Origin of the sequence: Chitinophaga sp., from assembly GCF_019236475.1 — a bacterium.
Taxonomy (GTDB): Bacteria; Bacteroidota; Bacteroidia; order Chitinophagales; family Chitinophagaceae; genus Chitinophaga.
On sequence record NZ_JAFAIX010000013.1, the window covers coordinates 591361 to 613974 of the forward strand.

General features: G+C 43.9%; 21 protein-coding genes. 8 read left to right on the forward strand and 13 right to left on the reverse strand.

Annotation, left to right across the window (positions count from 1 at the left end; all coding sequences use genetic code 11):
* Positions 1-321: 321 nt before the first annotated feature.
* A complete protein-coding gene (gene htpG / locus JO154_RS24385) occupies positions 322-2160 on the reverse strand; it encodes a molecular chaperone HtpG (RefSeq protein ID WP_291951075.1) in 1839 nt (612 codons plus the stop codon).
* A 338-nt stretch (positions 2161-2498) separates the two neighbouring features.
* On the opposite strand from htpG, the gene rpsF reads away from it, so the two are divergent.
* The 8 genes from rpsF to JO154_RS24425 all read left to right on the forward strand — a co-directional run bounded on the left by rpsF (position 2499) and on the right by JO154_RS24425 (position 8906).
* Entirely contained in the window at positions 2499-2849 is a 351-nt protein-coding gene (gene rpsF, locus JO154_RS24390) for a 30S ribosomal protein S6 (RefSeq protein ID WP_291951078.1), read from the forward strand.
* A gap of 4 nt (positions 2850-2853) precedes the next feature.
* Entirely contained in the window at positions 2854-3126 is a 273-nt protein-coding gene (gene rpsR / locus JO154_RS24395; RefSeq protein WP_073077706.1) for a 30S ribosomal protein S18, read from the forward strand.
* Between the two features lie 6 nt (positions 3127-3132).
* Positions 3133-3579: a 50S ribosomal protein L9 gene (gene rplI / locus JO154_RS24400; RefSeq protein WP_291951081.1), complete on the forward strand. Its 447-nt coding sequence runs from the start codon at positions 3133-3135 to the stop codon at positions 3577-3579.
* 98 nt (positions 3580-3677) lie between these two features.
* A complete protein-coding gene (locus JO154_RS24405; protein WP_291951084.1) occupies positions 3678-4550 on the forward strand; it encodes a hypothetical protein in 873 nt (290 codons plus the stop codon).
* Positions 4551-4606: 56 nt separating this feature from the next.
* Positions 4607-5230 carry a rhomboid family intramembrane serine protease gene (locus JO154_RS24410; RefSeq protein WP_291951087.1) on the forward strand — a complete coding sequence of 208 codons (624 nt, stop codon included), beginning with the start codon at positions 4607-4609 and terminating at the stop codon, positions 5228-5230.
* A gap of 57 nt (positions 5231-5287) precedes the next feature.
* Complete coding sequence (locus tag JO154_RS24415; RefSeq protein ID WP_291951090.1) at positions 5288-6025, forward strand: hypothetical protein; 738 nt, start codon at positions 5288-5290, stop codon at positions 6023-6025.
* Between the two features lie 72 nt (positions 6026-6097).
* Positions 6098-6478 carry a hypothetical protein gene (locus JO154_RS24420; RefSeq protein ID WP_291951093.1) on the forward strand — a complete coding sequence of 127 codons (381 nt, stop codon included), beginning with the start codon at positions 6098-6100 and terminating at the stop codon, positions 6476-6478.
* 94 nt (positions 6479-6572) lie between these two features.
* On the forward strand, positions 6573-8906 hold the full coding sequence (locus tag JO154_RS24425; RefSeq protein ID WP_291951096.1) for a family 20 glycosylhydrolase: 2334 nt from the start codon (positions 6573-6575) through the stop codon (positions 8904-8906).
* Positions 8907-8960: 54 nt separating this feature from the next.
* On the opposite strand, the gene JO154_RS24430 is transcribed toward JO154_RS24425, so the two are convergent.
* From JO154_RS24430 to JO154_RS24485, 12 genes are all read right to left on the reverse strand, one after another.
* A complete protein-coding gene (locus tag JO154_RS24430; protein WP_291951098.1) occupies positions 8961-10142 on the reverse strand; it encodes a DUF2252 family protein in 1182 nt (393 codons plus the stop codon).
* Between the two features lie 85 nt (positions 10143-10227).
* Complete coding sequence (locus tag JO154_RS24435) at positions 10228-11325, reverse strand: D-TA family PLP-dependent enzyme (protein ID WP_291951099.1); 1098 nt, start codon at positions 11323-11325, stop codon at positions 10228-10230.
* A 24-nt stretch (positions 11326-11349) separates the two neighbouring features.
* Positions 11350-12663, reverse strand: coding sequence for a gluconate:H+ symporter (locus tag JO154_RS24440; protein ID WP_291951102.1), 1314 nt, complete (start codon positions 12661-12663; stop codon positions 11350-11352).
* Between the two features lie 60 nt (positions 12664-12723).
* A complete protein-coding gene (locus tag JO154_RS24445; RefSeq protein WP_291951105.1) occupies positions 12724-14004 on the reverse strand; it encodes an ABC transporter permease in 1281 nt (426 codons plus the stop codon).
* 133 nt (positions 14005-14137) lie between these two features.
* Positions 14138-15511 (reverse strand): NADH-quinone oxidoreductase subunit N, encoded by a 1374-nt coding sequence (locus JO154_RS24450; protein WP_291951108.1) that lies wholly within the window; start codon positions 15509-15511, stop codon positions 14138-14140.
* Positions 15512-15534: 23 nt separating this feature from the next.
* Positions 15535-16968, reverse strand: a complete 1434-nt coding sequence (locus JO154_RS24455) for a NuoM family protein (protein WP_291951112.1) — start codon at positions 16966-16968, stop codon at positions 15535-15537.
* A 33-nt stretch (positions 16969-17001) separates the two neighbouring features.
* Positions 17002-18900 (reverse strand): NADH-quinone oxidoreductase subunit L, encoded by a 1899-nt coding sequence (gene nuoL / locus JO154_RS24460; RefSeq protein ID WP_291951115.1) that lies wholly within the window; start codon positions 18898-18900, stop codon positions 17002-17004.
* A 56-nt stretch (positions 18901-18956) separates the two neighbouring features.
* Positions 18957-19274: an NADH-quinone oxidoreductase subunit NuoK gene (nuoK, locus tag JO154_RS24465; RefSeq protein ID WP_111595207.1), complete on the reverse strand. Its 318-nt coding sequence runs from the start codon at positions 19272-19274 to the stop codon at positions 18957-18959.
* Between the two features lie 42 nt (positions 19275-19316).
* Positions 19317-19811, reverse strand: coding sequence for an NADH-quinone oxidoreductase subunit J (locus JO154_RS24470; RefSeq protein ID WP_291951120.1), 495 nt, complete (start codon positions 19809-19811; stop codon positions 19317-19319).
* 48 nt (positions 19812-19859) lie between these two features.
* Positions 19860-20363, reverse strand: a complete 504-nt coding sequence (nuoI, locus tag JO154_RS24475) for an NADH-quinone oxidoreductase subunit NuoI (RefSeq protein WP_291951123.1) — start codon at positions 20361-20363, stop codon at positions 19860-19862.
* Positions 20364-20417: 54 nt separating this feature from the next.
* Positions 20418-21461 carry an NADH-quinone oxidoreductase subunit NuoH gene (nuoH, locus tag JO154_RS24480; RefSeq protein ID WP_291951126.1) on the reverse strand — a complete coding sequence of 348 codons (1044 nt, stop codon included), beginning with the start codon at positions 21459-21461 and terminating at the stop codon, positions 20418-20420.
* 26 nt (positions 21462-21487) lie between these two features.
* On the reverse strand, positions 21488-22585 hold the full coding sequence (locus JO154_RS24485) for a 2Fe-2S iron-sulfur cluster-binding protein (RefSeq protein ID WP_291951129.1): 1098 nt from the start codon (positions 22583-22585) through the stop codon (positions 21488-21490).
* Positions 22586-22614: the final 29 nt, after the last annotated feature.

Below are 22614 nucleotides of genomic sequence, written 5' to 3' on the forward strand. Positions count from 1 at the left end.
AGGTCCCGGCAATTGCCGAGACCAGGTTTTACAATAATTTCCTACGATAACTGTTCGCAGTGGGGTACGCAAATAAAGTACAATAACGCGACCTGAACTATTTTATTTCAGCATTTGAAGCGACATGTATTTTAATTTTTTATAAGTAGAGAAAAAGACAAATATTTTTTTTGTTAGACATCAGAATACTAACCTTCAGTTATTAAAATATTAAGGAGATAAATTTTTTTTTCAAAAAATAAAAAAGGCGCTTGTTACAGCGCCTTTCTATTATGAATAAGTATTCGTTTATATCGGATGATACTTGTAATGGATATTCATTTATGCTTCCTCTTCTTCTTTGGTCATTAGTTCCACGCTTCTAGTGACAAAAGCGGTGAGATCTGCACCTGTCAGCAGGTTCTGCGAAAGTAATGCCAGATCTGCCAGATTTTTGATTTGTTTCTGTTGGAGGCCATTATCTTTTTCCCGAAGGATTTGCAGATACACTGGGTGATTCGCGTTGATAGTCATGTTGATTTCATCCGGCATATTGGCATACCAGTTCATTCCGCCACCGCCCATGCTGGCCATATCTTTCATACGACGCATGAATTCAGGACGTGTAACGATTACTGGTTGAACATCTGCCGTCAGACCTTTCATATCCACTTTGATATTCGGTTGATTTACTTCTTTACCAAAGAGATCTTTCAGGGTTTGTTCCTGATCTTTAGACAGCAGGGTATCTGCGTTTTCATCTTTATCAATCAGGTTATTAGCAATATCTGCATCGACACGGGTAAACTGAACATTTTCCCATTTCATTTCGATATTGTTGATAAAGGCTGCGTCCACGAGGGTTTCCATCTTAATGATCTTAAACCCTTTCTTTTTAGCAGCTTGAATATAGCTATCCTGTTGGATTGGATTGGTCGCATACAGTACCACCAGTTTCCCTTCTTTATTGGTTTGGAGGGCAGTAGCAGCGGTACGGTATTCTTCCTGCGTATAGAAAGTACCACCGTCTACATCTTCCAGGACAAGGAATTTATTGGCTTTGTCCAGGAATTTATCGTCTGTCATCATGCCATATTTCACAAACAGGCCAATGGATTCCCATTTTTCTTCGAAGCCTTTGCGATCTGTCCGGAACATTTCATCCAGTTTATCCGCCACTTTCTTGGTAATATAACCATTGATCTTCTTCACGTTTGGATCACCCTGAAGGTAGCTACGGCTAACGTTCAGTGGAATATCCGGGCTATCGATCACACCATGGAGCAACATCAAGAATTCTGGAACGATATCTTTCACCTCGTCGGTAACGTATACCTGGTTGGAGTAAAGATTGATTTTATCTTTCTGGATTTCGTAGCTCTTAGTGATTTTAGGGAAGTAGAGGATACCGGTCAGGTTGAACGGATAGTCTACATTCAGGTGAATCCAGAAGAGAGGAGCTTCTGCGAAAGGATATAATTCTTTGTAGAAGTTCTGGTAATCTTCTGTAGTGAGTTCACTTGGTTTCTTCGTCCAGGCTGGAGTAGGATTATTGATTTGTTCGCCTTCGAATTTTACCGGGATAGGGAGGAATTTACAGAATTTGGTGAGGATAGAGCGGATGCGGCCTTCATCAAGGAATTCTTCGCTTTCTTCATTCACGTGCATCACGATTTCGCTACCGCGTTCTGTTTTAGCTGTTTCTTCCAGTGTATATTCCGGGCTGCCATCGCATTCCCAACGAACGGCAGGAGCGCTTTCTTTCCAGGATTTAGTAAAGATTTCCACTTGATTGGAAACCATAAAGGAAGAATAAAAACCAAGTCCGAAGTGACCAATAATATTGGTACCATTTTCCTGGCCTTTATATTTTTTCAGGAACTCCTCCGCACCGGAGAAAGCCACCTGGTTAATGTATTTATCTACTTCTTCTGCGGACATACCCACACCATGGTCCGCAATGGTGATTGTTTTTTTCTCTTTATCCAGGCGCACTTCAATATCGATGTTTCCCAGGTCCCCTTTAAATTCACCAACACTGGCGAGGGTTTTGAGTTTCTGGGTGGCATCCACGGCGTTGCTTACCAGTTCACGGATAAAGATTTCATGATCGGAATACAGGAATTTTTTAATGATCGGAAATATGTTTTCCGTTTGTACACGTATAGCACCTTTTTGCATGGGTAAACTAATTTTTTATTTCGGTTGGATTGATTCAAAGGTTATGCCAGTGGGAGGTGGGCTGCCAAGTTGACCGGCTGGGTAGTTTTGCCCCATTCCATTGTCCACGGTCTTAGGGGTTCCGCGCCGGTGGCGCGGAATCCCTAAGACTCGATTCAACCGACGCCGTTGGCGTCGGTTGAATCGAGTCAAAATATATAACCAATTATTTTTCAATTACTTATGCCTATTAAAAAGAATATTCTAGAATAAAAAGCAGCAAACACGGGAAATTGGAATTAGTTCTTTATCTTTGCGGTCCAATTTTTTTTATTAAACCATACAAAAAACAGGGAATTATGAACTACGAATTGATGGTGATCTTTACCCCTGTGCTTTCTGAAGACGAATACAAAGCGGCTCAGAAAAAATTCGCTGATATCATTAAAGATAACGGTGGAAATGTAACGCACGAAAATCCCTGGGGATTAAGATCACTGGCGTACCCTATCCGGAAAAAAACTACAGGAATGTATGTTGTTCTGGAATATACTGCGCCAACCGACCTCAATGAGAAGCTGAAAATTCAGCTTAACCGCGATGAAAATGTATTGCGCCACATGGTAACTGCGCTTGACAAATACGCTGTAGCGTATAACAACCGTAAGAACTTTGGTGCTAATGCTGAATCTAAAACCACTGAAGCTTAAAATTATGGCAGTTAAACCGAAACAAGAAATCAAATACTTAACAGCCGTAAAAACTGAAAAACGTCAGAAGAAATACTGCCGTTTTAAGAAAATGGGCATCAAGTATGTAGATTACAAAGACGCGGAGTTTTTGAAGAAATTTCTGAACGATCAGGGCAAAATGCTGCCTCGCCGTATTACAGGTAACTCTCTGAAATTTCAGCGTAAAGTAGCCCAGGCTATTAAGAAAGCTCGTCAAATGGCTTTATTGCCTTATGTTACTGACCTTTTAAAGTAAGAAGTTATGCAAGTTATTTTAATACAAGACGTAGACAACCTGGGTCAAAAGAATGAACTGGTTAACGTAAAGAATGGTTACGCCAGGAACTTCCTGATCCCTCAGAAGTTTGCGGTAGAAGCTAGCCCTTCTAACCTGAAACAGCTGCAGGAGCGCCTGAAAGTACAGAAAGTGAAAGAAGAGAAACTGCTGGCGGAAATCGCTAAAGTAGTAGAAGTTCTGAAAGCTTCTCCTGTTAAAATCGGTGCTAAAACCGGTACTTCCGGTAAAATCTTCGGTAGCGTTACCGGTGTTCAGATTGCTCGCGCAATTAAAGAACAAAAAGGTTACGAAATCGATCGTCGCCGTATCCACATCATCGATGATGTTAAAGAATTAGGCACTTACAAAGCTCGCCTCGACTTCGGTAAAGGAAACGATACCGAAATGGAATTCGAAGTGGTTGCTGAGTAATATCCAAACTTACTTGGAAAAAGTAAAAACCCCACGCCTTAAAAGCGTGGGGTTTTTACTTTTATTATGTATTTTCAGGGCAACTTACCGCCATAAGTATGCTCAAATATCTCTATGTACTCTTACTGCCTGTTCTCATTACGGCTTGCAGCTCCAATAAAGGGAAATATAATATTCCCCATCTCAAAGCCCTGACCATCCAGGGAGAACACGCACCCTGTATCACCTTCAGTTATGATGCCGCCGGTCGCCTCACCGCCATGACCCGGTTCAATAACCTACAGGATTCCAATACCTACAAATTCCTCTACGATTCCTATCAACGCCTCAGTGGCATGGTATGCGAATCCAATGTCAATCATCAAGTGAAAGTCACTAAAAGAGCAACAGTGAAAGATTGGGATATCAACGGTAATATCAAGAAAATTGAATTCTTCGACCAGGACCAACAACAGGTCACTACCGCACAAGTCCTCTGGCAAGGAAATCAACCTCTCTCCTTGAAATATTCGAATGCCAGTCAGGCTACTAGCTGGAACTATGTACAAGGAAACCCAGACTGGAAGAATATTCTACAGGATACCACCTCTCCAGACAATAACACCATCTATTTCACTAAAGCTATTTGTGAATGGGACCCATCATCCTATAATCCAATGGCCCAGATGGCCAATCAGTTGTTGCTGACAGATACCATTCCGCAAGCCAGACCCGCGTCTCCACTACCAGATATTACCAGTCTCCTCCTACATATCAGTACGAACAATCCTTCCAGGATAAAGCTGGAAGAAAAACAGGAGAACAATATTGGTAATGCTACCGCCAGCTTGTCCCGCTCCACCACTGTACAATTTATGTATGCCAGTAACGGTCACGGCTATCCAAAAAAGGCACAGGTATATCTTCACGCACAAGGATATACGCAGTTGAACACAGATGCCAATACGGTCGTTAATTACAGTTACGAATAGCTGATACCCAGCGATTTGTTAGTCGGATTTGCGTGAATTTTCGTAACTTATCTTGCATGCAACTCCAGAAGCAACTGCTACAAATACCTGTCACCCTCGCATTGATTGCAATCAACTGCATTGTTTTCTTTGTGATGGTATTTTCCGGACTAAATATCTGGTCAGGAAATCCCGACACGCTGCTACACGCAGGCGGAAATTACTGGCCATATACGATCGACCATCACCAGTATTGGCGCCTGTTAACTAGCATGTTTCTCCATGGAGGTCTATGGCATCTGTTTACGAACATGCTAGGATTATTCATAGCAGGGATTTTCCTGGAACCTGTCATCAAAGGCCCCAGGTTGTGCCTGGTATATTTCTGTACGGGAATTGTAGCTGATTTTGCCAGTATCTGGTTCCATAAAGATACTTTAGGCGTAGGCGCATCCGGTGGAATTTTCGGCGTTTATGGTACATTATTAGCCCTTTTAACAACAGCACTATATCGCCCAACAATACGCAAACCATTACTAGCGTTTATTGCGTTGTTCGTAGGCCTTAACATTATCCTGGCATTTTTCAGTGGAGGAATCGATAATATTGCTCATCTGACCGGATTTTGTATTGGCATCCTGTTAGGATATATGCTCTATTTCACTTTGTCAAAAACAGCGGGGAATCAACTTTCTGGCTAAACGAAATGACCATATCATAATTACTTACATTTGTAGATCAGAAATTTTCAAATGAATATGTACAAAAACCTGTTTTACCTGATGGCCGCAGTCACGCTCCTATGGAGTTGCGGACAGCAGAAAGGCAACAAGTCGGGCGATAAAGATTCTTCCGGGGTTGTTATGGCAGATGTGCCAGCTACTTCTGAAACACCTGTAGATACCATCACCCTGGCCAACAAAACTTTCTTCGTATACACTATCGATTCCGCTGCATTCGAAAAATTCAAATTACCACCACAAGACACCTGCGAAGCGCAAGTTCTCTCGAAAGACACCACTGTAAAACGCAACGGTAGCAGCCTGCTCTTCAAACTGAAAAATGGTAAAACACTTACCCTTACTGATAACGACAACGATAGTTCTGCCAGCTTTGGCCACTATTTATACGTTGCCAATTATCCGGAGATCAACAAAAAAGGTGTGATCGTTTACTATTACGAATCGCAGGATTTCTTGCTGGTAGATACCCGTAATGGTGACACCCTCCATATCTGGGCAGAACCTATTTTCTCTCCAGATAAAAAACATTTCATCTGTGCTTCCATGGACCTCGTAGCGGCATTTCTGCCCAACGGATTCCAGTTGTATGATATTGATAAAGACAAAATTAAATACGCCGGAGAAGCCAACCTGGAAACCTGGGGACCTACTCAAACAAAATGGGTGGACCCAAAAACAATTCTCTGCCAATATATTTCCATCGATGAAGAAGGAATTACACAGTCGAAATATGTCAAATTGGTCATGCAATAATGGATAGCCTGTCGCTTTTTTTTGTAACTTAAAAGGGATTTAGATAGACTCGAACATTTAATCCCAAGTCACATGAAAAAGCTGGCCATTCCTGCATTTTTGCTTATTTGTTTCAGTTTTATCCTGCTGCGCGTATCCGCTCAGAACCCCACCATGAATGTAGAAGGCACCGCCTCCTCCATTGTTAGCAAACTGGATAAATCACTGATACTTACAGACCAACAAAAATCAAGGTTACTCAGTATCGTTACTAATTACCTTCTACAGAAAGTAAATATGATGTCACTGCAGCGCACCAACGAAAAAGCATACAAGACAAAATTAAATAGCATGCAAAATGGGCTGTTAGCTAAACTCAAACCACTGCTCAATCTGACACAGTACACCGAGTTCATGCATCTGAAACCACCCACAGAAGACGCCACCAACGTGCTGACACAACTATACTATTAGAATTCATTTTAAATACCTATTTTGGGATTTATCCACCAACGCTTCACTTCTTACAAAGTGAAGCGTTTTTTTAAACAGTGAACTTCTATTTGCAATGAAACTGCTCAAAGACAATCGTACTTTGCTGCTGGCCGCATTTCTGCTTCCAGTATCCATCGCAAAGGCACAGCAAATTCCAGACTCCGCCACTTTTGCCCAGGCGGTGAAAAACATTCCGGCCATTAGTTATGCACCGGGACAAACAAAAATTACTTTGCCTGTTCCTCCAAAAGGATACAAACTCCTATTGAAAGGAACTGACAGACACCCAGTAATCGATCCACAGGGTAATATACACCAACCATTAACAGATGCACCGGTAAATCTCTATTTCGTACTGAAACGCCAACAAGACGGCGTTGAAATGGATGCCCCGATGCAACTGACAATTCCAGGTAAATATGGTGCGCCAGATAATACCGCCCCTTTCGTAATTCCAGCACTGCGTGAATGGCATGGAACTACAGGGAAATTCAAAATATCTCCTACTACCAAGGTGGTGTTCAATCCCGCAGATAAAGCAGTCCTCGCTCCGGTGGCAGCCCGCCTGGCGGCCGACTTAAACCTCGTGATACCAAAAGCGAATATCAAGAGTATCGCCGGGAAGCCCTCGAAAGGTGACATCTCCCTAAACATCAATAAAGCAGATAGCAGTTTAGGCAATGAAGGATATCGTATAGGCATTAACGATATAGTGGAGATCTCTGCACCACAAAAGCAAGGCGCCTTCTGGGCCACCCGCACCATCCTCCAAATACTTGAACAGGATTCCTTACATTCCTCTTTACCAAAAGGAATCACCCGCGATTATCCCAAGTACGCGATCAGGAGTTTTGTGCTGGACGATGGTAGAAAATTCTTTACCCTGGAGTTCCTACGGAATTACGTGCAGTTCATGTCTTACTATAAAATGAATGATTTTCATATCCACCTCAATGATAACGGCTTTTCAAAATTCTTTGGCGACAACTGGGATAGCACCTATTCCGCTTTCCGCCTAGAAAATAATACTTATCCAGGACTGACTGCCAAAGATGGTTTCTATACCAAAAAAGAATTTATGGCATTGCAGGATATGGCCGACAGCTTCGGTATCCGCATCATTCCTGAGATCGATGTGCCTGCACACTCCTTGGCGCTCAGCAAAGCCAATCCGGCAGTGGCTAGTACCAAATACGGACGTGATCATCTCAACCTGGACCCTGTTTCTTGGGGCATGGTGGATAACATCTTCAAAGAGTACCTGGAAGGCCCTAATCCTGTCTTTAAAGGCGTAGAAGTACATATTGGCACTGATGAGTATGATAAACATGAAGCAGAGAAATTCAGGGCGTTTACGGACCATCTGATCAAATTCGTGGAAGGATACGGCAAAAAGGTGCGTATGTGGGGCTCTCTGACACATGCACAGGGCAAAACGCCTGTTAAATCCGAAGGCGTTACTATGAACGCCTGGTACAATGGTTATGCGGAACCCAAAGATATGATCCAGCAAGGCTATGACCTCATTAGTACTCCGGATGGTTGGTTATATATCGTTCCAGCAGCAGGCTATTATTACGACTACCTCAATATCAAAAAAATCTATAACCAATGGGAACCGAATATGATCGGTGCAGCAGTGTTTCCCATGGGGCATCCTAAAATCAAAGGTGGCGCATTTGCCGTATGGAACGATCACCCAGGCAATGGTATCACCGCCGATGATGTACACGACCGCGCATTCCCAGCCATGCAAGTACTCGCTGAAAAAATGTGGAACGGACATACCAACGCTAGCAACTTCGACAGTTTCAGCCAGAACAGCCAACATCTGAGCGAAGGTCCGGGTCTAAACCTGCGTCACAAAAAACATAGTAAGGATTCCATACTTTACAATTTATCGTTTGGAAAAAATAAACCAGCAGGTAAATTGAAGAATGCTGTTATCGAAAAAAATCTTCGCTTAAATGGCGGACAAAGCTATTTCGAAACACCTATTACTGCTATCGGCTACGACTATACGATTAGCTTCGATATCAAGCCAGATGCAGGCAACAAGAACAACGCCGTTATTTTCTCTTCACCATATGCACAAGTGAAATTACTACAACAGAACACCGGTAAACTCGGCTTTTCTAGAGAAGGGTATAACTACAACTTCAATTACACCGTACCTACCAACACTTGGACGCATATTGAAATTGCAGGTACCAATATAGGAACTTCCCTCTTCGTAAATGGGCAACTCGTAGAGCGACTGGAGGGACAATTCATTACATTCCCTAATACAAAAGACAAGAATGCAAAAGTGCAGACACTTGTCTTCCCACTACAATTCATTGGCGATAACGGTCAGTCTTTTGCAGGAGAAATTAATAATATCCGTGTGCTGAATCACGCGAAATAAAAAAATGCCCCACCACGGAAATAGACCGTGGTGGGGCATTATAAAGTAATAATATTAAGCCTTTACCTTGCCCGCATCATAATCTGCGGCATAAGCCTTGAAATCTTTTGTTACCTGCACTGCATAGGAAGAAGCGTATTCGAATACAGCTTCCTTCCATTTTGGAGCCTTGGCAGCAAAGTCAATCAATTCATCTGCGATAGCAGATCCCTGACGCCCTCCAGACCGCAAACAATCCCACGCACAAATCTGTGCCATACAATAAAGAATCTCTTCTAGTTTTTTTGTTTTCCCATTGAACGACTGAAAGTCAATCTTATCTGCAGAAGGCTGTAGCACTTTCAAGATATAATGCTGATTTCCCGCTTCCACCTCGTGTAACAATGCAGGCGAAGCTGCCTGAAACCTTTTCTGGACTTCGGTTACACGAGATGCCTCATCAGGCCATTCGGGCTGAGAGAAAGAATGATAGTTTAATATGCAAGAAGGCAGCGCTAGTTTCAGATCTAATAGATAATGCTCTCCTGGCATATCTGCATGCGTTACAAGTAAAGCGTATCTCGTTCCACCCAAACTACCGGTACCGGCAATACGATAAGCGATATCTAAAATTTTATACCCCTTTGTTTGCGGATGTTGTGACATCCACGCTTGTACTTGTTCCTTTATCTGTGTTTTGGATTCCTTAGGCGCCTTTAAAGTTTTGATTTTATCAATTATTAGTCGTGGTTTGCCATTACGCATTTCCATGCGCTTCATGATAAATGGCTTGTGTTTTCTATTCCGTACCGTATCCAGAAACAGCTTGATCGTACCAGTGGCTGCCTGTTTCTCCAGGGAGCGGATATATCCCGTGGCAAGCGTATTCGCATAAGTATCCAAGAAGGTATCAAACAGCTTTTTAGCGCCCTTTTTGTTGATCCCTAATACATCGGAGGCCAACAATACGCTGCAAAGCAATCGCGTAGGATCTACCAGGCATGGCGCCAGAACAGATTCATCAAAATCATTGATATCAAAATACGGAATGTGATTGTCCGCTTTGAAGCTGCCGAAATTTTCCAGATGGAGATCACCGCAAACCCAGGTGAGTGGCGACTTTAAGAGAGGGCTCCTCGCCGGAAGATCTTCATAAAACAAATGACAGGTGCCGCGAAAAAAACGAAATGGGTTTTCTCGCATAGCATCATACTTCATATTTAACAACTCAGGTATACGCCCCTGGTTGAACGTCATGATTCTTGAGGTTACACTATGCATAATCGGTATCTTTAGACTGCACCATTCAGCGCTATATAAAGATACCGAATTTTATTGTGGATCAGACAATGATCTGTCTATCCCTCGCTATTACTTTCCAATTGGCTATCACATCGTTTGCTTCGGCAACATATGCTTTCTCGTATAGGGCTACCGTTGGGCAAATATGCAGTGGCACGCCATATCCCAGGGTGCCTACCGGATATTTCGTGGCGTCATCTACCTCCATTACCAAGTGTTCTTCACTCTGTGAAATGATCTTACCAGGAATATTCAGGAATTCCACCCGTGGCTGCGGACTCTCGGCAGCAACGGATTTATGTCCTAGATCCAGGCAGATGTGCTGCGCATCCAAGACAGATATCACCCGACTCAATACCAATGCTGCATACTGAAATGGCTGCTCCGGCAGATTGCGGGCATATCCAAAATCCCAGAATACGAAAGTACCCGGACTACATTCGATCCCCTTACGTTGTGCATGTATTGGGAAAGTAGGAGAACCTCCCGCCACAATTACAGGCTCTTGGAAGCCCGCTGCCACGATAGCCGCACGCAGTTGCTCAACAGGCGAATAAGCCTCATCACAACGTTGGGTACGTATATACATATCCGTATCATGCAGATGGCCATCATAGGCATGCAATCCTATAGGCAATACTCCTGGCAACGTATGCAGGTATTCATATAATTCCAGGGCATTTTCCGGACGAATACCCGTGCGATTCATTCCTACATTTAAATCCACGTACACCGGCAATTTCTTTCCTACCGTAGTAAATAAATGGCTGAGTTGGTTAGCTGCCTCTATGTTATCAACGAGACAGGAAAATACAGTTGCAGGATATTTCTGTACCAGTTCCAGCAAGCGTACCGCTTTAGGGCCAACAGGCTGGTAAGCCAGCAGTACATCCTTTGCCCCAGCGATTCCCAGCATTTCCGCTTCAGCAATGGTGGCGCACTTAAACTTGTTGATATGCGCATCCTGCATGAGCTGTACCACTTCTGTAATCTTATTCGTTTTAACGTGTGGGCGTAACCGTTGTACATCATCGATCATTCCCTTTATCAGCCTTATATTCTCTATAATTCTGTCTTTATATACCACAATGGCAGGAGAATCCACCTGTGCCGCATTTCTTAATTCGTACCAAAGCATTTTTCCCGATTTTCAGTTGATGATTTATACAAAGAGGCTCAACACCAATGTGCCCGCCAGTCCTGTGATGGATACGATGGTTTCCATTACTGACCAAGTCTTAATCGTATCTTTCACAGACAAGTTAAAGTATTCTTTGAACATCCAGAAACCAGCATCGTTTATATGAGAAAACATGAGGCTTCCGGCGCCAGTGGCCAGTACCATTAGATTAGGATTTACACCTGATGCAGGGATCATCGGCGCTATAATAGCAGCAGTAGTAAGACCCGCCACTGTAGCAGATCCTATGCATACTCGGATAATAGCGGCTATGCCCCATGCCAGCACCAATGGATGTAAATGCAACTGCTGCAATGAATCAGCGATATAAGCACTTACCTTGCTGTCGTGCAACAATTGTGTCAATGCCCCGGAGCCGCCTATGATCAGTATAATCACGGCTACATCCTTCACTGCCTCATCCATCAATCCCAACATTCTTTTTGAGGACATCTTCCGACGGAACCCCAGCAAATACATACCATTCAACACGGCCAGCAGCATCACTATCAGGGGTTCGCCCAACCAGGTGGCCATATCGTACCAGATACTCCCTGCTGGCACCCATAGCTTTACCAATGCAGTCATAGCCAGCAACAGTACCGGTAGCATAGCAGCCAGCAGACTTGCTACCATACCTGGAATCTCATTTTCAGGCAGTTCTTTCGCCTCAAACATTTTGGATGGAGTGGTAGTGTAGTTTTTAAGTAAGCGGCTAAAAACAGGTCCTGCAAGGATGATTGCGGGAATGGCCACCAGTATACCATACAACAAGGTTAGTCCCATACTGGCATGGAAATATTGTACCAGTGCAGAGGGAGAAGGATGTGGAGGTAGATAACCGTGTGTTACAGAGAGAGACGCGAGCATAGGAATGCCCAGGTAGACAGCCGGTAATCCAGTACGCGCTGCCACCATGAAGATAAGCGGCACCATCAATACAAATCCGATGTTATAGAAGAGGGGAATTCCCACTACAAAACCGGTAATCATCAGTGACCACTGTACGTACTTTGGACCGAGTAATTGCATGAGTCCACCTGTAATCCTTTGTCCCGCACCACTTTCCGCTACGAGCTTTCCCAACATGCTGCCAAAAACAATGACTACAATTAAAGAGCCTAGTGTCTTCCCGATACCTGTCTGGATAGACTGGATAACATCCGTCATCTTCATATGCAGGGCCAATCCCATTAGCAGGGATACTATCAGGAAAGAGAGGAAGGTATTCAGCTTGCACCAGGTAACCAGTATTACCAGCAGCAGAATAGCAGCAATAACAATGAGTAATGGCATACTTGCTCATTTTTTAGGTAATGAACAAGATATAAAAAAACAGATGTAAAGTGAAGCTGCTTATTCGTATCGCAGCGCAATGATAGGATCTAGTTTGGAAGCCTTAAAGGCCGGATAAAGGCCGGAGATCAGGCCCACTAGCGCACAAAGGCTCACTCCTACGAAAATCCAGAACCATGGAATATAAAATGGAGAACTCAGGAGAATGGACATAATATTCCCCAGCAGCATACCTGCAATCACTCCTATTAAGCCACCCATTACACTGATGATAATAGCCTCGTAAAGGAATTGCTTGCGGATAACTTTACTGGTGGCGCCCAAGGCTTTGGTAACCCCGATTTCGCGGGTACGCTCTGCCACAGAAACCAACATGATATTCATAAGGCCTATGGCCGAACCAAAGAGCGTAATAAAGGCAATCGCAACGGCGAAAAGATTCACCTGGCTAAGACTTTTGAAGAGCATTTCCGCAATGCTATCGCTCTTACTAATAACAAAGTTATCCTCTTCATTCACTGCCAGTCCGCGGATAACGCGGAAAAGCCCCGTAGCTTCTCCCTGTGCGGGTTCCATGTGATTGATATCCTTCACAGCGATACCAATCTGGTAAGAAACATTGGGTCTGTTGAATATTCTTCGTGTATTGTTGACCGTAGTGATGACCACATTATCAGCGCTCATCAGGCTACTGCTACCTTTGGAGGCCAGCACACCAATTACGCGATAACGCACATCTCCTACCCGAATGGTATTATTCACTACATTCTTCAGCTTCTTGCCGAACAGTTTTTCGGCCACGTCCTTACCTAAGATGGCGACATTTCTACCGGAGTTAACATCCAGGGAGTTAAAGTTTCTTCCCTGGGCGACTTCGTAGTTGGATATCAAGAGATAATTCTCATCGCCACCCAACACGGTCACATTAGGATTCGTTTTCTTATCATCCTTATAAACGGTGGCAATACCAGAAGCTCTAACATTAATACTGACCTGGGCTGGAAATTTGAATCTTTCCTTGAACGCCATTGCGTCTTGGTAGGAAATAACCTTATTACTGTTTGATTTCTTTACTTTTTTGATGTTTTTGTTCCCTTTTGAGGCTTTATCTCCACCATCATCCCCTATGCGTACTTGGATATCCCTGTTCCTGATACTGAAGCTATTTGCACCCATCATAGCAAAGCTGCTGTAAATGCTGCTCTTCATACTGTCGATAGCTGTGAGAATACCTACCAGAACGGTGATACCTAAAGCGATAATTGCTACAGTAAGCCCGGTACGTAGTCTGTTACCGGTAACGGAACGATATGCTAGTGAAAATATATCTCGGGATTGCATAATTACGGGTTAATAGTAAAGTTAATATAATAATGCATTCGAAACGCGCTTATTTGGGATGAATGGTTCCTTTAAAGCAAGAGGGCCCGCGCTATCTGCGCGGGCCCTCATCTTATATCGTATTACTATGTGTTTAGAGGCAACCTATCACCAGGTGAGGGAAGATACCCATCGCCAGAACGATGATAACGGTCAGGATCAGGGCTGCTTTAAAGCCACCTGAAACTGGTTCCAGTACAGGAGTGCCCTGTTTGAAGTACATAGCGATAATCACTCTGAAATAGTAGTATACGCTGATAGCTGCACAAAGCACTGCTAGGATTACCAACCAAAGCATGTGTCCTTGCTGGATGGCAGCCGCCAGTACGAAGTATTTCGCGAAGAAACCAGCAGTAATGGGAATACCCGCCAGAGAGAACAGGAATACAGTTACTGCAAAAGCCAGCAACGGTTCTTTCTTAGCCAAGCCATTGAAGCCTTCGAAGGTATAGTCATGCATGCGCATCAGTACTGCAAAAACACCGATGGTAGCCACGCTATAAGCAGCAGCATACAGGATAATTCCTTGTGCAGCCATCTGATTCATAGCGATGACAGCAAACAGCATGAAACCTGCCTGCGCAATACTGGAGTAAGCCAGCATACGTTTTACACTTTGCTGGAATACTGCGGTGAAGTTACCGAGTACCAAAGTCAGTGCAGTGATGATAGACAAGATCAGCATCCAATGCTGGCTGATGGTACCGCCATTGAAACCTACATGGAACAACCTTACAAAAGCGATGAAACCACCTGCTTTTACTACTGTTGCCATGAAAGAGGTGAATACGGTTGGTGAACCATCGTATACGTCTGGTGTCCAGAAATGGAATGGCACTGCAGATACTTTGAAAGACAGTGCAAAAGCCACCAGGATAATACCGCATAATGCAAGTGGAGAAACGTTCTCAGCACCCAGTCCGAGGGAACTGATTTCGAAAGTACCTGCAGAACCGTAAATCAAGGTGATACCCATCAGGAGTATACCTGTAGAGAAACAGCCCATCAGGAAATACTTCAGGGAAGCCTCATTACTTTTCTGATTCTTTTTATCGCTACCTGCCAGGATATACTGTGGAATGGACATAATCTCAATGGCCAGGAACAACATCAGCAGGTTGCTGAAGGTAGATGCCAGAGAGATACCAGCCAAAATGAAGAATATCAGCGCAAAATAATCTGCGACATGTTCTCCCACTTTTTCAAAATCACTGCCGGATAACAGGAAATATATCAACGTAGAACCCAATGCTACGGCATTGAAGATCACACTGAATTTAGACACTTCAATCATGCCAAACATAGTATAGCTACCCAGCTCAACAGAAGGATACTGTACGAGGTTAGCTATAAAAGCTATAATAATGGCCGCTATGGCAAAAAATTTAATGGTCTGCTTATTTCGTGCAAATAAACCAACAAACATCAGTACAACGCCCGATAAAGCAGTAGAAATTAGTGCATTCATATTTTTGCGTTACAAAACCCCGTTTAAAATTTAAGAACCCCTGCTGTTGTGCTGCTAACCAGATCCAGGATTGGTTTTGGATAAACACCCAAGATCAGGATGATAGCAACCACCACGCTCAGCGCCAGTGTTTCACCAGGCTGCAGGTCAGTAGTAGTATCTGTTAATGCATTCGTGTTGCCGAACATTACTTTCTGAATCATATTCAGTGTATACACTGCTGCGAGTATGATACCCAGTCCGGCAATGGCCATAAACCAGTGATTATAGTGGAAAAGTCCGCTAAACATCAGGAACTCACCTACAAAACCGTTCGTCAATGGCAGACCGATATTGGCAAGACTGATGATTACCAGGAAGGTAGCCATACGAGGAGCCTTCTGCGCCATACCGCCCAAATCGTCCATATTTTTCACTTTCAGACGTTGCTGGATAATTTCAACGATTATCCACAATCCGATAATGTTAATACCGTGGTTGAACATCTGCAACAGCGCACCCTGCATACCCTGCTCCGTTTTGGAGAAGATAGCAGCACTCATCAAACCAATATGCGCAATGGAAGAATAAGCAATCAATCGTTTCAGATCACTCTGTACCATGGCGATGCAAGAAGCATAGATGATACCGATGATAGATAATACGATAGCTACATCTGTCCACATGCTAGCGCCTTCTGGCAATACCGGCAGCAACCAACGAATCAGACCAAACAGACCCATTTTCACCATTATACCAGAGAGGATCATGGTTACAGGGGTTGGAGATTGTTCGTAAGTATCTGGCTGCCAAGTGTGGAAAGGAAACACTGGCATTTTGATGGCAAATGCAACAAAAAACAGCCAGAAGAGCCAGTTTTGTTGATCAGCACCCAAATGCAGGGTAGTAAAGCTTTCCCAACTGAATGAATGATCCGGAGTTTGTGCATATAGGTAGATGATACCTACCAGCATCAGCAGTGAACCCAGGAATGTATAAACGAAGAACTTAAAGGTAACGGCTATACGTTTTTCGCCTCCCCAGAGTGAGCAGAGGAAATAAACGGGAATCAGTGCCAGCTCCCAGAAGATGTAGAACTGCAGGGCATCAAACGCGGTGAATACACCGGTCAGACCCGCCTGCGATAATAACATCAGTCCGTAAAAGCTGCTGGAAGATTCGTATTCGCGGTTATGAATGTTGATGAAAACAAGCAGAAAAGCAATGGCTGTAAGTAAACACAGCATCATGCCCATTCCATCTAACCCTACTTTGAATTGACTCCCCAGCTGAGGAATCCAGTTGGCTGCAAAGCTCAAATCTGCTGGTGCAGTACCGAGGCGGCACCATGCGCCGATTGCTGTTGCCACCGTTGCCAGGGATGCTACCATCGCCAGCATTTTAGGCCCGGATCCCTTCAGGCCAAATGCGATAAGGCCCGCTATGAAAGGAATCAATATTAATAAAACTGTCAACATAATTTATCTGCGCTTGTAACTTCTGCTTTTGGTTTATAATAAGAATCCGATCACAAATAATACGATCATACCAATTACCATGGCAAAGATGTAGAACCCAACATTTCCACTTTGTAACTGGCGGAACTGGTTACTACCCCATTTAACACCACGACCGACACCATTTACCAGTCTGTCAATTCCGGATTTTTCAATAGTATCCCGGAAGAAACGACTCAGTTCATAGAGAGGTTTTACGATTACCGCATCATATATCTCATCAACATACCATTTGTTTTCCAGTACTTTTCCTAAGCCTGTGCTTTCAGCACCAGTATCCTGGTAGTTGACAAAACGAGAACGTGCAAAGAAGATCATTACTATTACCAACGCACTGCTCAATCCCATCAGCAACCATTCTGTGCTGTGGCCCAGATGATGCGCCACTGCAAACGGTGCAGACGGTGCGAAGATAGGTTCCAGGTATTCCGCCAGGAAGTTCTTGGCACCAAATACTTCCGGCATGCCAACATAACCACCGAAGATGGACAGTACAGCAAGAATTACCAGTGGAATGGTGATAGCAGCAGGACTTTCATGCAAGTGATGTTCTTGTTCGTGTGTGCCACGGAACTGACCGCAGAAAGTGATATAATACAGTCGGAACATATAGAAGGCTGTCATCAGCGCACCGATAAGTCCAAACGCATAATAAGAGATATTCACTCCAAAGGCATTTGCGAGGATTTCATCTTTGGAGAAGAAACCGGAGAATCCAGGGATACCTGCAATGGCTAGGCAACCTACGAGGAATGTCCAGTGAGTGGTAGGCATATATTTTTTCAGTCCACCCATTTTACGGATATCCTGTTCGCCACCCATTGCGTGGATAACGGAACCGGAACCGAGGAACAACAGCGCTTTAAAGAAAGCGTGTGTCATTACGTGGAATACCGCCGCACCGTAAGCGCCAACGCCCAGTGCGAGGAACATATAACCCAACTGGCTTACTGTAGAATAGGCCAGTACTTTTTTGATATCGTTTTGTTTTAGGGCGATGGTAGCTGCAAAGAGTGCAGTTGCCAAACCAATCACCGCTACGATAGTCTGAACACAAGGTGCCAATGTGTAAATCACGTTGCTACGAGCAATCATGTAAATACCGGCAGTCACCATGGTGGCAGCGTGGATCAGGGCAGATACAGGAGTAGGACCCGCCATCGCATCTGGTAACCAAGTATACAGCGGAATTTGCGCTGATTTACCGGTAGCACCTACAAAGAGGAAGATAGCGATAGCCGCCAGAACTGGGCTATTCATGCCCAGTGGCGCTGCTTTTGCAAATACTTCAGGGAAAGTAACTGTACCAAATTGCATAATCATGAAGAAGATACCGATCAGGAAACCGAGGTCACCGATACGGTTCATGATGAATGCTTTCTTGGCAGCATTATTATAACTGGTATTTTTAAACCAGAAACCAATCAAGAGATAAGAACATAAACCTACGCCTTCCCAACCGATGAACATCATCACATAGTTGGCACCCAATACGAGGATCAGCATAGAGAATACGAAGAGATTGAGGTAAGCAAAATATCTTGCGAAGCTCTCATTGCTCTCATCATGCATGTAAGAAGTAGAGTAGATATGGATCAGGGTACCTACACCGGTAATAATCAGGAGGAAAAGTGCACTCAGTTGATCTACCTGAAAAGCGAAGGGAATATGAAGTGATCCGACAGAAATGAAATCGAACAGGCTAACAACCTGTGCAGTAAATCCCGGGGTTTTCACCTGGAAAAAAATCAATAAGCTCACCACAAAGGCAGCCAACACCGTACTGCTTCCAACAAACCCTACGAGGGACTTGGATAAAAATCTGCGTCCCAATCCATTCACCAGGAAACCTAATAATGGTAAAAATGGTACCAGCCAAACTAGATTAATCATTTATCAATTCTATTTACGACGTCGAAGAAATTAATAATTATGAAGGATGAGAATTATTAATTTTTCAGCCTGTTAAGAATGTTAATATCTACGGATTTTGTATTTCTGTAGACCATTGTAATGATGGCCAGGCCCACTGCTACTTCAGCAGCTGCTACAACCATGATGAAGAACACGAATAACTGCGCTGATCCGGCATCTACTTTTCCGGCATCTGCCCACATTTTTGAGAAGGCAACCAGCAACAGGTTTACTGCATTTAACATCAGTTCTATGCACATAAAAATGATGATGGCATTTCTACGCATCAACACTCCCATAACACCAATGCAAAACAGGGCGATACTCAGGAATATGTAATATTGAACAGGCATATAAATGAATTACGATTTACGAACTACACTGACCTGATAGGATCAGTCTTTTTTACCAATTACTACTGCACCTATCATTGCACTGAGGAACAGAATACTGCTGATCTCAAAAGGCACCACATACTGTGTAAACAGGAGTTTACCCAGGTTATGGATCAGACCAATTTCAACCGCAGTATCATTCAGTGCAGGTACGCTTGCATCACGCAGTGCTGCTACCAGTACTACCAACAGCGCGCCGCCACTGATAGCCCCGGCATATTTCAGCCAGTTGCGTTTGTGCGGCTCAATGTCTGCATTCAGATTCATCAGCATCATCACATAAAGGAACAATACCATGATGGCTCCTGCATAAACGATGATGTGTACTACTGCCAGGAATTGTGCATTCAGCATGATGTAATGTCCGGCTATCGCGAAGAATGTCACGATCAGACATAATACACTGGTAACGGGATTTTTACTCAATACTACGCCCAACGCTGATACCAGCGCAACGAACGACAGCACCATGAAAATTATTTGTTGTATACTCATTCCCATCTCTGCTATGTTTGACTATTGTATTGTGTTTTTAGGAAGAAATTATTTATTGTCTTTGGGATTAGGGATCAGGAGATCTTGTTTCCCATAGATAAAGCCTTTACGCTGATAATCCGCTGGAGGGAAGGTTTCAGACATGTAAACGGCGTCTTTAGGACATGCTTCTTCACAAAAACCACAGAATATGCAACGTAGCATATTGATCTCATAGCGGGCAGCATATTTCTCTTCACGGTACAGATGTTCTTCTCCGGGTTTTCTTTCTGCTGCTTCCATAGTGATCGCTTCAGCCGGACAAGCAACTGCGCAGAGTCCGCAGGCAGTGCATCTTTCACGACCTTCTTCATCTCTGTTCAGTACATGCAGTCCACGGAATACAGGGCTGAATTGACGTTTCTTCTCTGGAAAGCTAACGGTAGCTTTACGTCTGAAAAGGTGTTTCAGGGTAATCCACATCCCCTTTGCGATACCGGGGATATACAATTTCTCCATGGGAGTCATGGGACTGCGATCAACCGGTTTTGCCCTATTAGTTAAAGTTTGCATAATAAATGCTATTTAAGGCCTGCCATTGTTGCCAATGGCAGGGAAAATACATGATTAATGTTGACGTAATAATACCACAGCGCCTGTGATCAGCATATTTGCCAATGCCACTGGAATCAATACTCTCCAGCCCAAACGCATCAACTGATCGTAACGGAATCTTGGGATTGTCCAACGTACCCACATGAATACGAAAATGAAGAACAATATTTTCAGGAAAAATAAGAAGAACCCTAACAGGGCTATCGCATTTTCATTCCAACCAAGACTGTCCATACCTGGGAAGGAATAACCTCCGAAATACATGGTAGCGATCAATGCAGAGCTGATGAACATATTGATATACTCCGCAAACAGGAAGAAGCCCAGTTTCATGGAAGAATATTCCAGGTGATAACCACCATTGAGCTCATTCTCTGCCTCTGGTAAGTCGAATGGAGTACGGTTACATTCAGCGAAAGCACAAATAAGGAAAATCACAAAGCCCAGTGGCTGCAGGAATACATTCCACATACCATGGCGCTGCTGTTCAACAATTTCTTTCAAACTGAGCGTACCTGTCAGCATCAGCAGCGCGATCAAAGCCAGACCCATAGGCAGCTCATAAGAGATGATCTGGGAGGCAGCACGCACAGATGCCAGCAGGGAATATTTGTTGTTGGAAGCCCAACCACCAATCATGATACCATACACACCCATACTCACTACTCCGAAAATAAAGAGGATACCGATATTCACATCAGCCACCTGCAAGGAAACAGAACGTCCTGCGATGGTGATGGTATCTCCCCATGGAATAACAGCACTGGTCATACAGGCCACCATCATTGCAATGGACGGACCCAGAATAAACAGAAATCTGTTGGAGTTGGTTGGGATAATCTCTTCCTTGAAAAAGAGTTTACCACCATCCGCCAGCGGCTGGAGCAATCCCATTGGACCCGCACGGTTAGGACCCAGACGGTCCTGAATCCAGGCGGCCACCTTTCTTTCACCCCAGGTGGAATACATGGCCACCACCAGTGAGAGCACCAATACTCCGGAAATCAGGAGTATTTTCTCCACTAAATAAAACCAGTCTATGCTTAATAACGTCATTATCAAGTACGATTACGAATTACGAATTACGATTTAGGCTTGTTGAAGTCGTCAGAATGTGCCGGTCCGTCAATTTTAGACAGATCGATATCCGGTCTGTTTACCTGGCTGGTAGTGTGGATATCGAAAAGTAATTGTGGCTGACGGCCATCCAATACTTCCACCAGAGGATCTTTAGGTTTCACCATATTTACATAGTGACCCTGAGAAATCACACTGTGACGATCGATATTACGAGGACCTTCAACTACCCAGTCTTTCACGTCTTTCTTCTCGAAACGGCAAGTATCACAAATCCAATTTTCTACTTCCCCAAACTGATCCTTACGAGCAGTTACACGGAAGATTTCGTTACCACGCATCCAGAGTACGGTTTTACCGCAGCATTTTGGATTCTCGCAGTTACGATGTGCATCCACAGGTTTCAGGAACCATACACGGTTTTTGAAACGAGCCGTTTTATCTGTCAGCGCACCTACCGGACAAACATCGATTACGTTACCAATGAAGTCATTGTCCAGGTTTTGCTGGATATAAGTGCTGATTTGAGAATGATCACCTCTATCGAGTATCCCGTGTTCACGTTTTTCTGTCAGTTGATCAGCGGTGAAAACACAACGGTAGCAAAGGATACAGCGTGTCATGTGCAACTGAATATGCTCGCCGAGATCTACTTTATCAAAAGTTCTACGTTTGAATTCGTAGCGGGTGGTTTCAGCACCATGTTCGTAGCTCAGATCTTGCAGGTCGCACTCTCCGGCTTGGTCACATACTGGGCAATCCAGCGGGTGATTGATCAACAGGAATTCAACGATACCTTTTCGTGCATCCAGGACTTCTGGAGACGTGATATTCGCCACTTCCATACCATCCATTACGGTTGTACGGCAGCTAGCTACCAGCTTAGGCATAGGTCTAGGATCTGCTTCGGATCCTTTGGTTACTTTCACGAGGCAAGTACGGCATTTACCGCCACTACCCTCCAGTTTAGAGTAATAGCACATTGCCGGTGGAACTACATCTCCCCCGATACCACGCGCCGCGTTGAGAATGGTTGTACCAGGTTCAACCTCCACGGTGATATTATCAATCTTGACCTTGAACAATTTTTTTTCCTCAGCCATTGTATATTTTTTTTCTCGCAAAGTTCGCA